16 protein-coding genes are annotated in these 18,106 nt (G+C 27.9%); 14 read left to right on the top strand and 2 right to left on the bottom strand.

All coding sequences use genetic code 11. The annotated features are described in order from the left end of the window. The first annotated feature begins 56 nt into the window (after positions 1-56). A complete protein-coding gene (locus tag V3V28_RS02810) occupies positions 57-2,717 on the top strand; it encodes a TonB-dependent receptor (protein WP_331363507.1) in 2,661 nt (886 codons plus the stop codon). Positions 2,718-2,870: 153 nt separating this feature from the next. Here the strand turns inward: V3V28_RS02810 and V3V28_RS02815 are convergent, their stop codons facing one another. Further along, complete coding sequence (locus V3V28_RS02815; protein ID WP_331363508.1) at positions 2,871-3,221, bottom strand: 4Fe-4S dicluster domain-containing protein; 351 nt, start codon at positions 3,219-3,221, stop codon at positions 2,871-2,873. A gap of 69 nt (positions 3,222-3,290) precedes the next feature. Between V3V28_RS02815 and V3V28_RS02820 the strand changes: the two genes are divergently transcribed. The 10 genes from V3V28_RS02820 to V3V28_RS02865 all read left to right on the top strand — a co-directional run bounded on the left by V3V28_RS02820 (position 3,291) and on the right by V3V28_RS02865 (position 13,949). Continuing rightward, entirely contained in the window at positions 3,291-4,352 is a 1,062-nt protein-coding gene (locus V3V28_RS02820; RefSeq protein WP_331363509.1) for an acyl-CoA reductase, read from the top strand. 57 nt (positions 4,353-4,409) lie between these two features. Beyond that, positions 4,410-5,483: a 3-phosphoserine/phosphohydroxythreonine transaminase gene (gene serC / locus V3V28_RS02825; protein ID WP_331363510.1), complete on the top strand. Its 1,074-nt coding sequence runs from the start codon at positions 4,410-4,412 to the stop codon at positions 5,481-5,483. A 99-nt stretch (positions 5,484-5,582) separates the two neighbouring features. Next, the gene (locus tag V3V28_RS02830) at positions 5,583-6,533 is read left to right on the top strand and encodes a D-2-hydroxyacid dehydrogenase (protein ID WP_331363511.1); all 951 of its coding nucleotides are present in this window, start codon (positions 5,583-5,585) and stop codon (positions 6,531-6,533) included. Positions 6,534-6,536: 3 nt separating this feature from the next. Then, positions 6,537-7,775: a DUF1015 domain-containing protein gene (locus V3V28_RS02835; protein WP_331363512.1), complete on the top strand. Its 1,239-nt coding sequence runs from the start codon at positions 6,537-6,539 to the stop codon at positions 7,773-7,775. 1 nt (position 7,776) lies between these two features. Next, a complete protein-coding gene (locus V3V28_RS02840; protein ID WP_331363513.1) occupies positions 7,777-8,445 on the top strand; it encodes a YggS family pyridoxal phosphate-dependent enzyme in 669 nt (222 codons plus the stop codon). Positions 8,446-8,470: 25 nt separating this feature from the next. After that, a complete protein-coding gene (locus V3V28_RS02845; protein WP_331363514.1) occupies positions 8,471-9,550 on the top strand; it encodes a 3'-5' exonuclease in 1,080 nt (359 codons plus the stop codon). After that, positions 9,551-11,500, top strand: coding sequence for a DUF3858 domain-containing protein (locus V3V28_RS02850; protein ID WP_331363515.1), 1,950 nt, complete (start codon positions 9,551-9,553; stop codon positions 11,498-11,500). Positions 11,501-11,624: 124 nt separating this feature from the next. After that, complete coding sequence (locus V3V28_RS02855) at positions 11,625-12,452, top strand: ion transporter (protein ID WP_331363516.1); 828 nt, start codon at positions 11,625-11,627, stop codon at positions 12,450-12,452. Next, positions 12,453-13,376, top strand: a complete 924-nt coding sequence (gene miaA / locus V3V28_RS02860) for a tRNA (adenosine(37)-N6)-dimethylallyltransferase MiaA (protein WP_331363517.1) — start codon at positions 12,453-12,455, stop codon at positions 13,374-13,376. 54 nt (positions 13,377-13,430) lie between these two features. Further along, complete coding sequence (locus tag V3V28_RS02865) at positions 13,431-13,949, top strand: OmpH family outer membrane protein (RefSeq protein ID WP_331363518.1); 519 nt, start codon at positions 13,431-13,433, stop codon at positions 13,947-13,949. Between the two features lie 244 nt (positions 13,950-14,193). On the opposite strand, the gene V3V28_RS02870 is transcribed toward V3V28_RS02865, so the two are convergent. Then, the gene (locus tag V3V28_RS02870; RefSeq protein ID WP_331363519.1) at positions 14,194-15,393 is read right to left on the bottom strand and encodes a THUMP domain-containing class I SAM-dependent RNA methyltransferase; all 1,200 of its coding nucleotides are present in this window, start codon (positions 15,391-15,393) and stop codon (positions 14,194-14,196) included. Positions 15,394-15,503: 110 nt separating this feature from the next. On the opposite strand from V3V28_RS02870, the gene V3V28_RS02875 reads away from it, so the two are divergent. The 3 genes from V3V28_RS02875 to V3V28_RS02885 all read left to right on the top strand — a co-directional run bounded on the left by V3V28_RS02875 (position 15,504) and on the right by V3V28_RS02885 (position 17,810). Beyond that, positions 15,504-16,229, top strand: a complete 726-nt coding sequence (locus V3V28_RS02875) for a class I SAM-dependent methyltransferase (protein WP_331363520.1) — start codon at positions 15,504-15,506, stop codon at positions 16,227-16,229. Further along, on the top strand, positions 16,226-16,903 hold the full coding sequence (locus V3V28_RS02880) for a ZIP family metal transporter (protein WP_331363521.1): 678 nt from the start codon (positions 16,226-16,228) through the stop codon (positions 16,901-16,903). Before V3V28_RS02875 ends, V3V28_RS02880 begins: the two co-directional genes overlap by 4 nt. Positions 16,904-17,006: 103 nt before the next feature. Next, positions 17,007-17,810, top strand: coding sequence for a hypothetical protein (locus V3V28_RS02885; protein ID WP_331363522.1), 804 nt, complete (start codon positions 17,007-17,009; stop codon positions 17,808-17,810). Positions 17,811-18,106: the final 296 nt, after the last annotated feature.

Below are 18,106 nucleotides of genomic sequence, written 5' to 3' on the forward strand. Positions count from 1 at the left end.
TACTTTAATTATAAAGTGATTGATGATAAACAAATTTATTAATTAATAATTTATTTATGAAACAACAGTATTTACTAAAATTATGTACAATTGCTTTTATGTTTATGCTTCCATTAGGTTTAATGGCGCAAACAGTAAAAGGAAAAGTAACAGATTCATCTGGCGAAGGTTTGCCTTATATGAACATTGTAGAAAAAGGAACAAAAAACGGAGTAGTTTCTAATGATAATGGAGAATTCTCTATTACTTTTAAGAATTTACCTGCTACTTTAGTAGTATCTTCAATGGGTTTTAAAACCAAAGAAGTTAAAGTAACAGACAGCTCATTTTTAACAGTTTCTGTAAAAGAAGATAATACATTAGATGAGATTGTTGTTACTGGAAATAGAATAAAGCCTAGAACAATATTAGATTCTCCTGTACCAATTGATAATATTGATGTTGCAGATTTAGTGAAAAGTGGTAAGCCTACTTTAGACAGAATGTTAACTTTTAAAGTTCCTTCTTTTAATTCTCAAAATCAAGCGATTTCGGATGCTACTGCACATTACGATCCAGCAGATTTACGTGGTTTAGGACCAAGTAGAACTTTGGTATTAGTTAACGGTAAACGTAAAAATCAAAGTGCTCAAGTATATTTAAATAGAACTCCTGGTAAAGGTGAAGTTGGTGTAGATTTAAAAAGTATTCCAACTGCAGCTATTGAAAGAGTTGAAATTTTAAGAGATGGTGCTTCTGCAATTTATGGTTCTGATGCCATTGCTGGTGTAATGAATATCATTTTAAAGAAAGATGTTGAATATTCTACTTTTACTTCATCAGCTGGTATCACTTCAGAACATGATGGATTTAATTTTTCTTCAGATTTTAACACTGCATTTAATTTTGGAGATGGTGGTTTTGTAAATATTACTTTAGGATACTATAAACAAGCTACTACAAATAGAGCGGGAATAGCATCAGATGTTGGTGGTACTCCTAGAGATATAGCTTGGCTTGCTGCAAATCCAAGAGCAGGAATGACTGTTGGACAACCAGCAATGGAAAAGAAAGATTTTTTCGTAAATATGGAACATCCAATTGGAGAAGAGTCAACGCTATATTCTTTTCATGGTTTAACAACTAGAAATGGACAAAGTTTTGCATATTATAGAGCTCCATATTGGAGAAATGATGTTGGAAATTCAAACTTTTTAGTTGGAGATTCAAATAATTTTGCTGGATATCAACCAACTTTTGAAACTAAAATTGATGATCATATTAATGCTGCTGGTATAAAATTTCCAATAGCAGATGGATGGAATGCAGATGCAAGTGTAACATTTGGATCTAACGATGTAGATGTAACGGTAAATAATTCTGTAAACAGACAATACCTTGCAGATCATGGAACTTCTCCTAGGTCTTTTAATACAGGAGGTTACAGATTTACAAATGTTGTTTATAATTTTGATGTAAGTACTCAATTATCTGAACAAGTAGGATTAGCTTTAGGTACAGAATTTAAACAAGAAACTTTTAGAGCTTTTGAAGGTGACCCAACATCATATTATTTATCTAGTGACCCAGCTGTTATAGCTTCTGGTATTCCTGGTAATTCAGATTCTTTTGCTGGTATTAAACCAGAAGAAGCAGGAAAATGGTCTAGAAATAATTTTGCTTTATATTCTCAATTAGAATATGATATAAATGAGAAGTTATTATTAGGTGCAGCAGGTAGATATGAAAACTATACAGATGCAGGTACGAATTTCTCTTGGAAAGTAAATGGACGTTATAAATTAGGAGAAAAAGGAGCAATAAGAGGTTCTTATAGTACTGGTTTTAGAGCACCAACATTACACCAATCCCATATTACATTAAGCCAATATATTATTATTGCTGGTTCTGCAGAACCTTTATTACAAGGAACTTTAGCAAACGATAATCCTGCTGTACAAGCATTAGGTGTGCCAAGTTTAACACATGAGATTTCAAAAAATTTATCTGCTGGTTTAACTTATAAGTTTGACAGAAACTTTTCTGCTTCTATAGATTTTTATCAAATTAAAGTTGATGATAGAGTATTATTCTCTTCACAAATTGGTGCTGATAGTGATCCTTCTACTACAAACCCTGTAGAGCAAATTTTAAAAAACAACAATGTTACTGCAGTACAATTTTTTATTAACGCAGGAGACACTAAGACAACTGGTGCAGATGTTGTTTTAAACTATAGAAATATAGAAATTGGTGAAACAGGAAGATTGCATACTAGTTTTGCAGCAAACTTTAATAAAACTACTATTGATGCAATTAATACACCTAGTATTTTATCAACCTCGGGATATAATATCTTCGATAGACAAGAGCAAGGTTTAATTACAAATTCTAGACCAAGATCTAAAATGATTTTAGGATTAAATTATATCAATGATAAATGGGATATAGCTTTTAATAATACTCGATTCGGTGAAGTAACAATTACAGCTCCAGCATCTGGTATTGACCAAACATTATCTGCTAAAATTTCTACAGATTTAGGGTTAGGTTATAAATTAACAGATATGATAACTTTTAATGCGAATATCAATAACATTTTTGATGTATATCCTGATATAACTTTAGTTTCTACCGGAACATCTCAAGCTGGTTCTAGATTTAAATATTCTTCAGAAGTACAACAATTAGGTCAATTAGGAACTAACTTTAGTGTTGGAATAAACGTTCAATTCTAAAAGAGTCTATTAATTACCTAATAATTATTTGAAAACGAAAACACTCTAGCTATTTAGCTAGAGTGTTTTTTATTTATTATTATTTTTTTAAATAAGCATAAAAAAACCTGAACATTTGTTCAGGTTTTTTTTTATAAAAGTCTTTACTTCGTTTTATTCATTATGCATAAAACGTTGTTTTTCTAACAACTCTTCTTCAGTTTCAACATTATCTTCATCTGACACACAACAATCTACAGGACAAACTGCAGCACATTGTGGCTCTTCATGAAAACCTTTACATTCTGTACACTTATCCGCAACAATGTAATATATTTCGTCTGAAATTGGTTCTTGATCTTCATCTGCATTTACAGATTTACCATTTGGTAATACTGCATTACCAGTTAAATCTGTTCCTTGTGAGTATTTCCAGTCATCTGCACCTTCATAAATTGCAGTGTTTGGACATTCTGGTTCACAAGCCCCACAATTTATACATTCATCTGTTATTATAATTGCCATAGTTTTCTTTTCTGTTTTGTACCTTTGCAATGGCAAAAATAACGCCAAAAATAGTTAGAACCAAAATAAATGAATAGTATTCAAGATAGAATTACTGCTTTTGTAAAATTAGGTACCTTTTTAAGTCAATTTTCTAATAATAGAATAAAAAAAGCAGCAAATATTGAACATAATGAACTTTTTTTTGATGGTTTTAAACATCAAATAAAAGTTGCTCAAGAAAATAATTCTTGGTTTACAAAAGACAATATTTTATTTGCTTTAGAAAGTTGGTCTAAATCACTAACAAAAAGCAATTTAGAAAATTGGATTTCTAAAAATGAAATCAAAATTGAATCACAAAAAAGGGTCGCTATTGTTATGGCTGGTAATATTCCTATGGTTGGTTTTCACGACTTTTTATCAGTTTTAATTTCTGGTCATTCCGTTTTGGTAAAACAATCTTCTAATGATAAACATTTGTTGCCTTTTCTAGCAAAGTATTTAGAATATGTTGAAGAAAGTTTTAAAGGAAACATCACTTTTACAGAACAAAAATTAGAAAACTTTGATGCAGTAATTGCAACAGGAAATGACAATACTGCTCGTTATTTTGAATTCTATTTCAAAAAAAAACCAAATATCATCAGAAAAAGCAGAAATTCTATTGCCGTAATTACGGGAAAAGAAACAGCAGAAGATTTAGAAAAATTATCGAATGACGTTTTTACTTATTTCGGATTAGGTTGTAGATCTGTATCTAAACTATATGTTCCTAAAGACTATAACTTTGATCTATTCTTTACAGGAATGTACCAGAAAAAAGACATGATAAACAATGCTAAATACGCCAATAATTATGATTATAACAAGGCCGTTTATTTAATGAGTTTGTTCGATTTGTTAGAAAATGGTTTTTTAATGATTAAAGAAGATGAGAGTTACTCCTCGCCTATTGCAACCATTTTTTATGAATATTATGAAAATGAAAACGATTTAAAAATAAAATTACATCAAGATAAAGAAAAAATTCAATGTATTGTTGCCAGAGACTTTATTGAAAATGAAGTAGCTTTTGGCGAAACTCAAAACCCTAATTTATGGGATTATGCAGATGGAATAAATACATTAGACTTTTTATCAAAAATATAAATATACAGGTTCAGAAATTTTTAATCTTTTAATTTTTGAATCTTTTAATAATTACAAATGAAAAAACATAACTTTAGCGCTGGACCTTGTATTTTGCCACAAGAAGTATTGCAAAAAGCATCAGAAGCTATTCTAAACTTTAATAATGATGATTTATCATTAATTGAAGTTTCTCATAGAAGTAAGTCTTTTGTGGATGTTATTGAGAAGGCAAGATCTTTATCATTAGAATTATTAGGTTTAGAAAACAAAGGTTATAAAGCACTCTTTTTACAAGGTGGTGCAAGTTTAGAATTTTTAATGGTTGCTTATAATTTATTAAATAAAAAAGCAGCATATTTAAACACGGGGACTTGGGCAAATAAAGCCATTAAAGAAGCAAAAGCATTTGGCGAAATGATAGAAGTTGGTTCTTCTAAAGATAAAGGGTATAACTATATTCCTAAAGAATATACAATTCCTGAAGATGCAGATTATTTTCACTGTACAAGTAATAATACAGTTGCAGGAACTCAAATAAAGGATTTTCCTGATACGAATGTTTCTTTGGTTTGTGATATGAGTTCAGATATTTTTTCTCGTCAATTAGATTTCGAAAAATTTGATTTAATTTATGCTGGTGCACAAAAAAATATGGGACCTGCAGGAGCAACTTTGGTTATTATTAAAGAAGAAATTTTAGGAAAAGTAGAAAGACACATTCCTTCAATGCTAAATTATCAAATTCACATAGATAAAGACAGTATGTTTAATACTCCTTCTGTATTTGCCGTATATGTTTCTATGTTAACTTTACAATGGTTAAAAGATTTAGGTGGAATTAAATTTATAGAAGAAGTAAATAATAAAAAAGCAGCACTTTTATATGCTGAAATTGATAGAAACCCACTCTTTAAAGGAATTGTAGCAAAAGAAGATAGAAGTACAATGAATGCTACTTTTACATTAACAGATGATTCTTTAACAAAAACGTTTGATAAAATGTGGAAAGATGTTGGAATTAATGGTTTAAATGGCCACAGAAGTGTAGGTGGTTACAGAGCAAGTATGTACAATGCCTTACCTTTGTATAGTGTACAAGTTTTGGTGGATGTAATGCAGGAGTTAGAAAGAAAAAAAGTAGCAAAGTAGCAAAGTAGCAAAGTTAAAAAACCTTAAAGTGGTAAAGTTGAGAAGGAGGTACTTTCTCACTTTAGAACTTTGTAACTCTGAATCTAAAAAAATAAAAGAATGAAAATATTAGCAAACGATGGAATTTCTCAAAGCGGAATTGACGCTTTAGAAAAAGGAGGATTTGAGGTAATTACAACTAAAGTTGCTCAAAATCAATTAGAAAACTATATCAATGAAAATAATCTTGATGTAATTTTAGTAAAAGATACAACACAAATTAGGCAAGAATTAATTGACGCTTGCCCGAGTATAAAGTTAATTGGTATTGGTGGCATTGGTATGGATAATGTTGATATCGAGTATGCACAAGACCAGGGTTTACATGTTATAAATACGCCAGCTGCTTCTTCTAATTCTGTTGCAGAATTGGTTTATGCACATTTATTCGGAATGGCAAGATTTCTTCATTCTTCTAACAGAGAAATGCCTTTAGAAGGAGATTCTCGTTTTAAAGAATTGAGAAAAGCCTATTCACAAGGAGTCGAATTAAGAGGAAAAACAATTGGTATTCTTGGTTTTGGAAAGGTTGGACAAGAAGTTGCTAAAATTGGTTTAGGATTAGGAATGAATGTAATTGCAACTGATAAAATAATTACTTCTGCTCCTATTTCTGTTGATTTTTTTAACGGACAGAAAATTACTATTAATATAGATACCATCTCTAAAGACGAATTACTAAAAAAATCAGACTTTATTTCTTTACATGTTTCTGAACAAGAAGATTATATTATTAGCAAAGCAGAATTTGCTAAAATGAAAGATGGTGTAGGTATTGTAAATACATCTAGAGGTGGAATTTTACACGAAGTAGATCTTGTAACAGCTATTGAAACAGGTAAAGTACAATTTGCAGGTTTAGATGTTTTTGAAACAGAACCAAAACCAGCTGTACAGTTATTAATGAACCCAGAAATGTCTTTAACACCTCATATTGGTGGTGCTACAAAAGAAACTCAAGAGAGAATAGGTATAGAATTGGCAAATCAAATTATAGCATTATTAAGTTAATTTATGGCAATTGTAAAACCTTTTAGAGCCGTTAGACCAAGTAGAGATAAAATAGCCTTGGTTTCATCTAAATCTTATGAGATTTATACCCCAGAAATGCTAAATGCTAAATTAGCCTTTAATCCTTATACATTTTTGCATGTTATAAATCCAGGATATAAATATCATAAACAAGATATTAGTGAAGAATTACGTTTTAAATTGGTACACAATCGTTATTTAGAATTTAAAGAGGACGAGATTTTTACACAAGACAAAGTTCCTGGGTTTTATATTTATCAAAAAATAACTTCTACAAATTCTTTTTGCGGAATAATAACTGCAACTTCAGTAGAAGATTATAATAATAATGTTATTAAAAAACATGAAGGAACATTAAAAAAAAGAGAATTACTTTTTGAAAACTATTTAAAAAATACGGGCTTTAATGCAGAACCAGTACTTCTTACTTATCCAGATAACGACATTATTGCATCTATCATAAAAAAATATAAACAACAAAGAGCAGAATATGAGTTTTCCACAACCGATAAAGATTCGCATTCTCTTTGGGTTGTAAATAATAAAGAAGACGTTGAGCTAATTATAAATGCTTTTAAAGAAATTGATACGTTATATATTGCAGATGGTCATCACCGCTCAACATCATCTTGTTTATTAGCTCAAAATTTAGCAAAAGAAAACCCAAATCATACAGGTAATGAAGATTATAACTTTTTTATGAGTTATTTACTACCAGAAAGTGAATTAAGTATTTATGAATTTAATAGATTTATAAAAGATTTAAATGGTTTAACACCAGATACTCTTTTAATTGAATTAGATACATTCTTTAGAATTGAAAAACGAGGGCAAGAATTATACAAACCTAAAGAAAAACACCATTTTAGTATGTATTTAGATGGTGAATTTTATGCTTTATATTTACGTAAATCGTTTTACAAATTTACAGACTCTTTAAGTAGATTAGATGCTCAAATTTTATATACTACAGTTTTAAAACCTATTTTAGGAATTAAAGATATTAGAAATGCATCGAAAATTGTCTATTCTCAAGATAAATCAGATAGTTTAGAGCTAAAAACTAAAGTTGATAGTGGAGAGTTTAAAGTTTCATTTGGTATGTTGCCCACAACTATAGAAGAACTAAAAGAAATTGTAGATACTAATTTATTAATGCCTCCAAAAACAACTTATATAGAACCTAAATTAAGAAGTGGACTAACTATTTATGAATTCTAATATGATTGCTAAAAACTTACAATTTATAAAATCTAGTTTACCAAAAAGTGTAACTTTAGTTGCGGTTTCTAAAACGAAACCAGTTTCTGATTTACAAGAAGCTTACAATGCTGGTCAGCGTGTTTTTGGTGAGAATAAAATTCAGGAAATGGTTGATAAATTTACTATTTTACCAAAAGATATACAATGGCACATGATTGGTCATTTACAAAGTAACAAGGTAAAATATATGGCGCATTTTGTAAATTTAATTCACGGAGTTGATAAATTTAAAACTTTAAAAGAAATTAATAAACAAGCAAAAAAGCACGATAGAGTTATTAACTGTCTATTACAAATAAGAATAGCCAAAGAAGATACAAAGTTCGGTTTCTCATTTACAGAAATTGAAACTATTTTAACTTCAAAAGAAATTTCTGAATTAGAAAATATAAAAATTGTTGGATTTATGGGAATGGCAACATTTACAGACAATCAAGAACAATTAAAAGAAGAATTTTCTTCATTAAAAAGCTTCTTTGATAAGAATAAAACACAGACTGTTACTGCTAACTGTCAATTAGAAACTCTTTCTATGGGAATGAGTGGAGATTACAAATTGGCAATTGAAAATGGAAGTACCATGATTAGAGTAGGAAGTTCTATATTTGGTAATCGAAATTATAATTAGTAAATTTCAATAATAACAAAAAGATTTGTACGCAATATTAGACATTGAAACTACCGGAGGAAAATTTAATGAAGAAGGCATTACAGAAATCGCCATCTATAAATTTGACGGACATTCTGTAGTAGATCAATTTATTAGTCTAGTCAACCCAGAAAAGGAAATTCAGAAATTTGTAGTAAAATTAACAGGAATTAACAAAGGAATGTTACGTAATGCCCCTAAATTTTATGAAGTTGCAAAACGTATTGTAGAAATCACCAAAGATTGCACGCTGGTTGCACATAATACTTCTTTCGATTATAGAATTTTAAGTACAGAGTTTAACCGTTTAAGTTATGAATTTAATAGAAATACACTTTGTACAGTAGAATTAAGCCAAAAACTAATTTTAAACCAACCTTCTTATAGTCTTGGTAAATTAACAAAATCATTGGGAATACCAATGACAGATAGACATAGAGCTTCTGGAGATGCTTTGGCAACTGTACAGCTTTTTAAAATTTTATTAGAAAAAGATGTTAGTAAATCTATAATTCAAAACTCTATAAAATACCATGATAAAAGAATAGAAAAGGAAAAACTTCAAAAATTAATTGACGAAGTTCCTAAAGAACAAGGTTTATTTTATATACATGATACTGAAGGAAAAGTAATATTTCTTGGAAGAGGAAAAAATATAAAATCTGAAGTAAATAAGTTGTTTCTAAAGACAACAAAAAGAGCTTTGAAAATTCAAGATCGAGCAATTTCCATCACTTTTGAAAAAACAGGTAATGATTTATTTACACGTTTAAAATATTATACAGAACTAGAAGTTTTATCACCAAAATACAATTTAAAGAAAAATCAAAAAATTAGTACTAAAAACTTTAATAATGATGATTTTATTATTTTTGAAAAAGGTAGAGAAATAGAAGAAAATGCTGTAATTCTAATTGAAAATAACGAAGTTTCAAGCTTTGGTTACACTAATTTAGCTTATCAAGAAAACAGATTAGATATTTTAAAATCTGTTCTTACAGTTGTTGAAAATAAAGTACTTTGTAAAACAATTATTAAAAACTATTTAAACAAAAACAACGTTCATAAAATTGTTAGATTCTAAATGAAAAAAACAACCTTACTCCTACTACTTTTTACAACAATTCTATTTGCACAAAAAGAAAAATCTTCTAAAATGGGACAAACTACTTTAGAAGAATTAAAAATGTCTGTTTACAAAAAAGATTCAACGGCAACAGCTGTTGTTTTATATGAACACGCAAATCGGTATCCTGATAACAGAAAAAACCAGGTACCAAGAACAGATTACTATTTTAGAATTAAAATTTTTGATAAAGCTTCGTTTAACAGAGCAGATATAACCATAAATCTATTCAAAGAACAAAAAATAATTGATTTAAGAGCTATTACCTATAACCTAAATGAAGATGGTTCTATGGATAAAAGTACACTTCAGAAAACTGCTGTTTTCACAACCAAAGAAGGCAAAGACTGGACTGTAAAAAAATTTACATTACCCAATATAAAAGAAGGTAGTATTATAGAATATAGATATAGTATAACCTCTCCTTATTTATCAGTTGACGATTGGTATTTTCAATCAAACATTCCTAAAATTAAAAGCAAATACGATGTTTCTGTTTTAGGAAATTATAAATACAATGTTAGAATTATTGGTTTTCTAAAACTGAATAAGAACAAACCTTCTGTTGATAAAAAGTGTGTGTATATAAATAATTATGGTTATGCTGCTTGTTCTGTTTATTCTTTCGGAATGTATGATATACCTGCTTTTAAAGAAGAAGACTATATGTTAAGTAAGAAAAATTATATATCTAAAATTTCTTTTGATTTAAAATCTACAATGAGTTTTAGTGGTAATGTAAAAAATTATACAACAACATGGAAACAAGCTGATAAAACTTTAAAAAATCAATTTTTTAATAATCAGACTTCTAAAAAAAATTATTTCAAAAAAAGAATTCCTGAAACAGTTTTAGCCACAGAAAATAATTTAGAAAGAGCTAAAAAAGTATTTAATTTTATTCGAAATCATTATACCTGGAATGAAAAATATTGGACAAGGGAAGACGCCAAAGTAAAAGAAGCATTTAATGATAAATCTGGTGATGTTGGCGAAATAAATCTCTCTTTATTTAATAGTTTAAGAGCAGCAAATATTGAAGCTAATTTAGTTGTATTATCTACAAGAAATAATGGAATAAGCACTAAACTTTTTCCAGTGATTTATGATTATAATTATGTAATTGTTAAAACAATTATTGATGATAAACCATATTTTTTAGATGCCACAGATAAATTTTTACCTTTTGGACAAGTACCTGTTAAAACATTAAATGGTGAAGCTAGAGTTGTCGACTTTAAAGACAGAAGTACTTGGGAGTTATTAAAACCAGAAGTTAAAACGTCCAAGAATATTACAGCTAAATTAGTTTTAAATGAAGATGGCGAATTTTCTGGAGATTTAATGATAAGAAGAAATGGTTATTATGCTTCAAACCAAAGAGAAAAAATATCATTAACAAATGAGAATGATTATTTAGAAGATTTTGAATCTAAAAATCCAGATTTAGAAGTAGATGATTATAAAGCAAATAATTTAAATAGTTTAGAAAAACCTTTAGTAGAGTTTTTTAAAATAAAATTACTAATGGATGAGGATTTAGCAAATAAAACTAGAATATATCCAATACTTTTTGATCGATTAACAGAAAATCCTTTTAAATTAAAGGAAAGAAATTATCCTGTAGACTTCTCATATCCAAGAAAATTAAATTATTTACTTAATTTAGAAATTCCTGAAGGTTATAAAATAACGCAATTACCAGAGAGTAAAGCAATTTCTTTACCAAATAAAGCTGGAAGTTTTATTTTTAAAACGGTACAAAACGGAAACATTATAAATATTTATTTACGTTTAAATATCTCAAAAAGAATATTTGATGCATCAGAATATCATGCTTTAAAAGAGTTTTACAAACAAATAATTATTTCAGAAAATTCATATATTGTTGTAGAAAAAGAAATTTAAAAAAAATCAATACTTATTAAGTAAATTATAAAAAAAAAATAATTTCTACTGTTTGCTATTAAATCTATTCATAATTTAATTAAAAAATTAATAGTTTTATATTTGCCCTATAAATTAAGTAATCTTGAAAAATAATTCAGAGAAAAATACATCTTGGAAACACAGACTGCATGAAATAATTTATGAAGCTGATACTAAAGAAGGAAAACTTTTTGATGTTATTTTGTTAATAGCAATTATAGCAAGTATTGTTTTGGTAATGCTAGAAAGTGTAAAAAGTTTTGATGATGAATATCATAATTTTTTAAATATTTCTGAATGGATTATTACCATACTTTTTTCTATTGAATATATATTAAGGATAATATCTATAAAAAAACCTCTAAAATATGTCTTCAGTTTTTATGGTATTATAGATTTATTATCAACCATACCTAAATACTTATCATTTATTTTTATTGGTTCTCATCATTTTGCAGCTTTAAGAGCTTTACGTTTATTAAGAGTTTTTAGAATTTTAAAATTAGCAAGATATGTTGGCGCATCAAATAGGTTATTAGTTGCCCTTAAAGCAAGTAGAGCAAAAATTGCAGTATTCTTATTCTTTGTAGTTATTGTTTGTATCATTTTAGGTACAATAATGTATATGATAGAAGGCGAAGAAAATGGGTTTACAAGTATACCTAGAAGTGTTTACTGGGCAATTGTTACATTAACCACTGTTGGTTTTGGAGACATTGCACCACAAACTCCACTAGGTCAATTAATTGCAAGTGTTATTATGATTTTAGGTTACGGAATAATTGCCATTCCTACAGGAATTGTAAGTTCTGAAATCTCAAAAAATGATAGAAAAATAGATACTAATACACAAGCTTGCCAAAGTTGTCTAAAAGAAGATCATAAGGATGATTCAGATTTTTGTTATAAATGCGGTAACAAACTAAATTAAATGACTTCAAATAACTTTCTAATTACTATTGTTGGCCCAACAGCAATTGGTAAAACGGCTTTAAGTATTAAATTAGCCAACCATTTTAATGCAGAAATCATTTCTTGCGATTCAAGACAGTTTTTTAAAGAAATGGAAATAGGTACAGCAGTACCAAATGCTGATGAATTAGCAGCTGCAAACCACCATTTTATTCAAAATAGAAGTGTTTTTGAAAATTATAATGTTGGCGCTTTTGAGAGAGATGCATTAACAAAAATAGATGCACTTTTTTTAAAGAACCCAATTCAAATTATGGTTGGTGGAAGTGGTTTGTACATAGATGCGGTTTTAAAAGGTTTAGATTATTTTCCGGAAGTTGATATTAAAATACGAGAAGACTTAACTTCTCAATTAGAAAAAGAAGGAATTGAAGTCTTGCAAAATATGTTAAAAGAATTAGATTTAGAAACCTATAATTCAATTGCTCTAGAAAATCCACATCGTTTAATGAGAGCTTTAGAAGTTTGCATTGGTAGTGGAATTCCGTATTCTACTTTTAAAAACAAGCCTAAAACACCACGTAATTTCACTTCAATTAAAGTTGGTTTAAACGCCGATAGAGAAATTATTTACAACAGAATTAACCAACGTGTAGATATAATGATGGAAACTGGATTGCTAGAAGAAGCAAAAAAACTGCATCCAAATAAAGAATTAAACTCTTTAAAAACGGTTGGTTATAGAGAATTGTTCTCTTATTTTGATGATGAATTTACAAAAGAATTTGCTATTTCGGAAATCAAAAAAAACACAAGACGTTTTGCAAAAAGACAACTAACATGGTTTAAAAGAGATGAAAACATACTCTGGTTTGATTACAAAGTTGATTTAAGAGAAATAACGGCAAAAATTTCTGATAAAATTAACTTAATTAATAGGTAACAAATTTTTGTAATTCATTCGCTTTTATATCTTTGCCACAATTAAAACAAAAACATGAAATCTAAAATTATCTTTCTTTTTATTGCTTTTTTAAGCACAATTACTATTGCACAATCTAAAGTTGGTACAATAGACAGTGATTATATTGTAGGTATAATGCCAGAAGCAAAAATTGTTGTAGATATATCACAAAAATATGGTGCAAGATTAGACTCTTCATTTTCTATTAAAGTTAAAGGATTTCAATCTAAAGTTGAAGATTTTAAAAAAAATGAAAAGACATTAGGTCCTATTGCTAAAAAAACGACAGTTGCAGAAATATCAGCATTAGAAAATGATATTAAAAAATACCAACAGAACGGGCAGAAATTGATGCAGTTAAAACAAGACGAATTAATGAGGCCTTTGTATAAAAAGCTTTCAGAAGCCATTAAAGTAGTTGCTAAAGCTGGTAATTACACACAAATACTTACTGTTTCTGGTAATCAATTTGCTTATATTGATGATAAGTTTGATATTACAGACCTTGTCATTAAGAATTTAGGAATCGTAATTCCTCAACCTAAAAAGTAATTTTTACTAAAAGTATAATATAAGTCTCACAGTTTTGTGAGGCTTTTTTTATTAAAACTAATCGTAATTAGTTTTAATAAAGTTTATAGATTGGTTTAGCCCTGATTGAAGTGACATCCTTTTTATGTCGAAATTGAACTTTTTCTTAAATATAAGAATCCTTTTTAGTGCTGTAATAAATTCAACATAAATAAATTAAGCATAAAAAGATATAACGGAAAGCAGGAAATAGCTTCTAAAAAAATTAATCTTCAGAATTAGTTTCTGAATCTGAATCTGAAATTTCTTTAGACTCTTTAAATTTACGAGTTCCTTCGTACAATTCGTACTTTACAAACTTACAGTTTAAATCTCCATTTTTAAGCGCAATTCTCTTGGATGTTCTTAAACCTACACATTTTAAAGCGTCTGTATCTGAAGTAATTAACCAAGCTGAAGAACCTGGATAATTGTGCTTTAAGGTGTCTCCTATTTTCTTATAAAATTCTTCTGTATCTATATTTAAACGTTCTCCGTAAGGTGGATTAAATAAAATAGTAGTATTACCAAAAACTTCTTTTTTAGAATTAAAAAAGTTAACATGATGCACACCAATAAACTCATCTAAATTAGCATTTTCTACATTGGCTTGTGCTTTTTGTACAGCAGAAGGCGCTTTATCAAAGCCCATTATTTTAAAATGAGATGAACGAATTTTCTTTAATAATGATTCTTGAATTAGAAAATATAAATCTTCATCATAATCTTTCCAATTTTCAAAAGCGAATAATTTTCTATTGATGTTTGCTGGAATATTATTGGCAATCATTGCTGCTTCTATTAAAATAGTACCAGAACCACACATTGGATCTATAAAGTTTTCATCGCCTCTATAACCAGATAATAAAACCATACCTGCAGCCAAAACTTCGTTTATTGGCGCAATATTAGTGGCAGTTCTATATCCTCTTTTGTGTAAAGAATCTCCAGATGAATCTAAAGAAACTGTTAACCAATCTTTATGAATATGAATGTGAATTTTTAAATCTGGATAATCTAAATCTACATTAGGTCTTTTACTGTATTTATGTCTAAAATAATCTGCAATTGCATCTTTAGACTTTAAAGAAATATAATGAGAGTTTGAAGTAAAATTCTTTGAATTTACAACAGCACCAATAGCAAAAGTACCATCAGTTTCTAAATAATTTTCCCATTTTATTTTTTGAATAGATTCATACAAATCTTCTTCGTCGTAAATTTTACAAACTTTAATAGGTTTTAAAATTCTAACAGCCGTTCTTAAAGCAATATTTGCTTTATACATAAAACCAGTATCACCTCTAAAAGTAACACTTCTTATACCTTCTTTAATATCTTGTGCTCCTAAATTTTTTAGTTCTTCTGCTAATACGCCTTCTAAACCAAAAAGTGTAGTAGCCGTCATTTTAAAATCCTTATCCATACTTGTAAAATTGACTGCAAAAATACATTTTATAAATAGGTTTTATACTAATTAAGAAATTCATTTTTTGAAACGTAAGATTTGGTTACTTTTACAGACTCAAATTACTTATGAAAACAAAAGATTGGTTTACAGATTGGTTTAACACATCATATTATCATATTTTATATAAAAATAGAAATGATGCGGATGCACAGTTATTTATGAAAAACATAACTAACTTTTTAGCATTGCCAAAAAGTACTCATATTTTAGATTTACCTTGTGGTAAAGGACGTCATGCAGTGTTTTTAAATTCTTTAGGTTATACAGTAACTGGTGGTGATTTGGCGGAGAATTCTATTAAACATGCTAAAAAATTCGAAAATGAAAGTTTGAATTTTAAAGTGCATGATATGAGGAAACCTTTCAATAACAAATACGATTCTATTTTTAATTTATTTACAAGTTTTGGTTATTTTGATGACGATAAAGAAGATCTTTTAATTCTTGAAAACATTAAAAATGGACTGAAGAAAGATGGTTATTTTGTTTTTGATTTTTTAAATGCTGAAAAAGTAAAACTCAATTTAGTAAAAGAAGAAACTAAAATTGTTGATGATATTACTTTCAATATAAAAAGAGAAATAACAAACGGATTTATAATAAAACACATTTCATTTTTTGCTGATAGCAAACAACATGCTTACACAGAACGTGTAAAGTATTTAGATATTGATAAAATGAGTTTCTATTTAGAAAAAGTAGGTTTTACAATTACTAATATATTTGGAAATTATAGTTTAGAAGATTATAATTCTAAAACTTCAGACAGATTAATTTTAGTTGCAAAATGAGTTATATATTATTAATAGCATCGGTTTTATTAGGCGCATTATTGGTTTTAATTATAAAACCTAGCCAAAAGATTGTACGATTATTATTAGCTTTTAGTGGTGCATATTTACTTTCTGTAACCATTTTACATTTATTACCAGAAGTGTACACCATAGATTCCGATGATACATTAGTTGGAATTTTTATCTTAATTGGTATTATTTTACAATCAGTTTTAGAATCTTTTTCTAAAGGTGCAGAACACGGACATATTCATATTCACACTGATGGAAAAAAGTTTCCAACTCTATTATTTGTCAGTTTGTGTTTACACGCTTTTTCTGAAGGTTTACCAATACATAATGCAGATAGTAATTTATTATTAGCAATTGTAGTTCATAAAATACCTATTGCTATTGTATTAACTACTTTTTTAATCAATACCAATTACACAAAAAAAACAATTTTTATTTTCTTGATTTTCTTCGGCTTAATGAGTCCTTTAGGAGTTTTATTAGGTGATAAAATGTCATTTTTTATTACCTATTCTACAGAAATTACGGCTTTAATTATTGGAGTTTTCTTACATATTTCTACTATTATTTTATTTGAAAGTTCTGAAAATCATAAATTTAACTTACAAAAATTTATTGCCATTCTATTTGGTGTCTTACTTACCATTTTTACTTTATAGTTTTTTACTTATATTTAAGGAACTAAATATACTTACTTGTAGGTAGGAAATAATTTTATTTACTTATTACTTTTGGATATCATTAATTATAAAACTAACTAAAATGAAAAAATTATTAATTATTATTTTTTGTATTGGCTTTATTTTTACTTCCTGTAAAAAGGGAAATAAGAAAAAAGAAGATAAATATCAGGTTAAAGAAAAAAAATCTAAAAAAGTAACTGAAGAGCTCAAACTAGGAAAAACAATTACGTTAAGTGCATTTACTAACATAGAATTAATTAGTCCAACACAAAAAACAAAGTATAAACGTAACCTTCAGATTATTCCAAATAAACTAACTAATAACAAGCCTCCAGAAAGTTTTTTTAATAATCGTACAATTTCAAATGGAACTAAAATTAGCGATACCATAAAAATAAAGATTGCAGTAGCCAATAAAAACTTTAAGTTTAAAAGTGCTACTAATATAATGAAGATTAATGGGCGTGGTTTAAAAGCAATTGCTATACATATTACTGATAGTTCTACTAATAAATCTTGTGGTAAACCTATAACTCATATTTTAGAAGTTTCAATTCCTGTCGACCAAATAAAACCACATGTAATTAATAATGAAAAAATAATTTTGTCGAAAGGTGATAAGCTTAATGTTATTGTTATAAATGATGAACCATCAAGTTTTTCTACTTACAGTTCGAAAGTATTTGGAGCGTTAGAAAGTCATATTTTAAAATTAGGGGGAATGAATTATGGGTGTGATGATTTTAGCAAAATGAGACTTAACATAATAAAACTCTTAAATGACCCAAAAGAAAAAAGTTTGCATGAAGAATATAAAGAAATACTTATTGCTCTAGCCAATCCTAAAGAAGGCGGTGGTGGTGTAATTGTTGGTTGGCCATAAAATATTTCTTTGAGAAAAATAAATTTAATATTGTTTATTAGTTTTAATTTAGGTTTTACGTTTTTATTAAACGCAGAACCTAAATTAAATGAAACACACACAACTCTTTATAAATTAGGTCAAGATTCTATAAAGGTTTATTTTCAAAAAGGCATTAATTTTAAAAAAGAAACTAAACCACTATGGACTAAAGTCCATAGGTTTTTAAATCTGACTAAAGTCAGGTGTACGAAAACAAACGTGCTTACTCAAGGATAAAATTATCATTATCATTACTCGATTTACGATGATGTTCT

This window comes from Polaribacter sp. (genome assembly GCF_036480315.1).
In the GTDB taxonomy this organism is placed as follows: Bacteria; Bacteroidota; Bacteroidia; order Flavobacteriales; family Flavobacteriaceae; genus Polaribacter.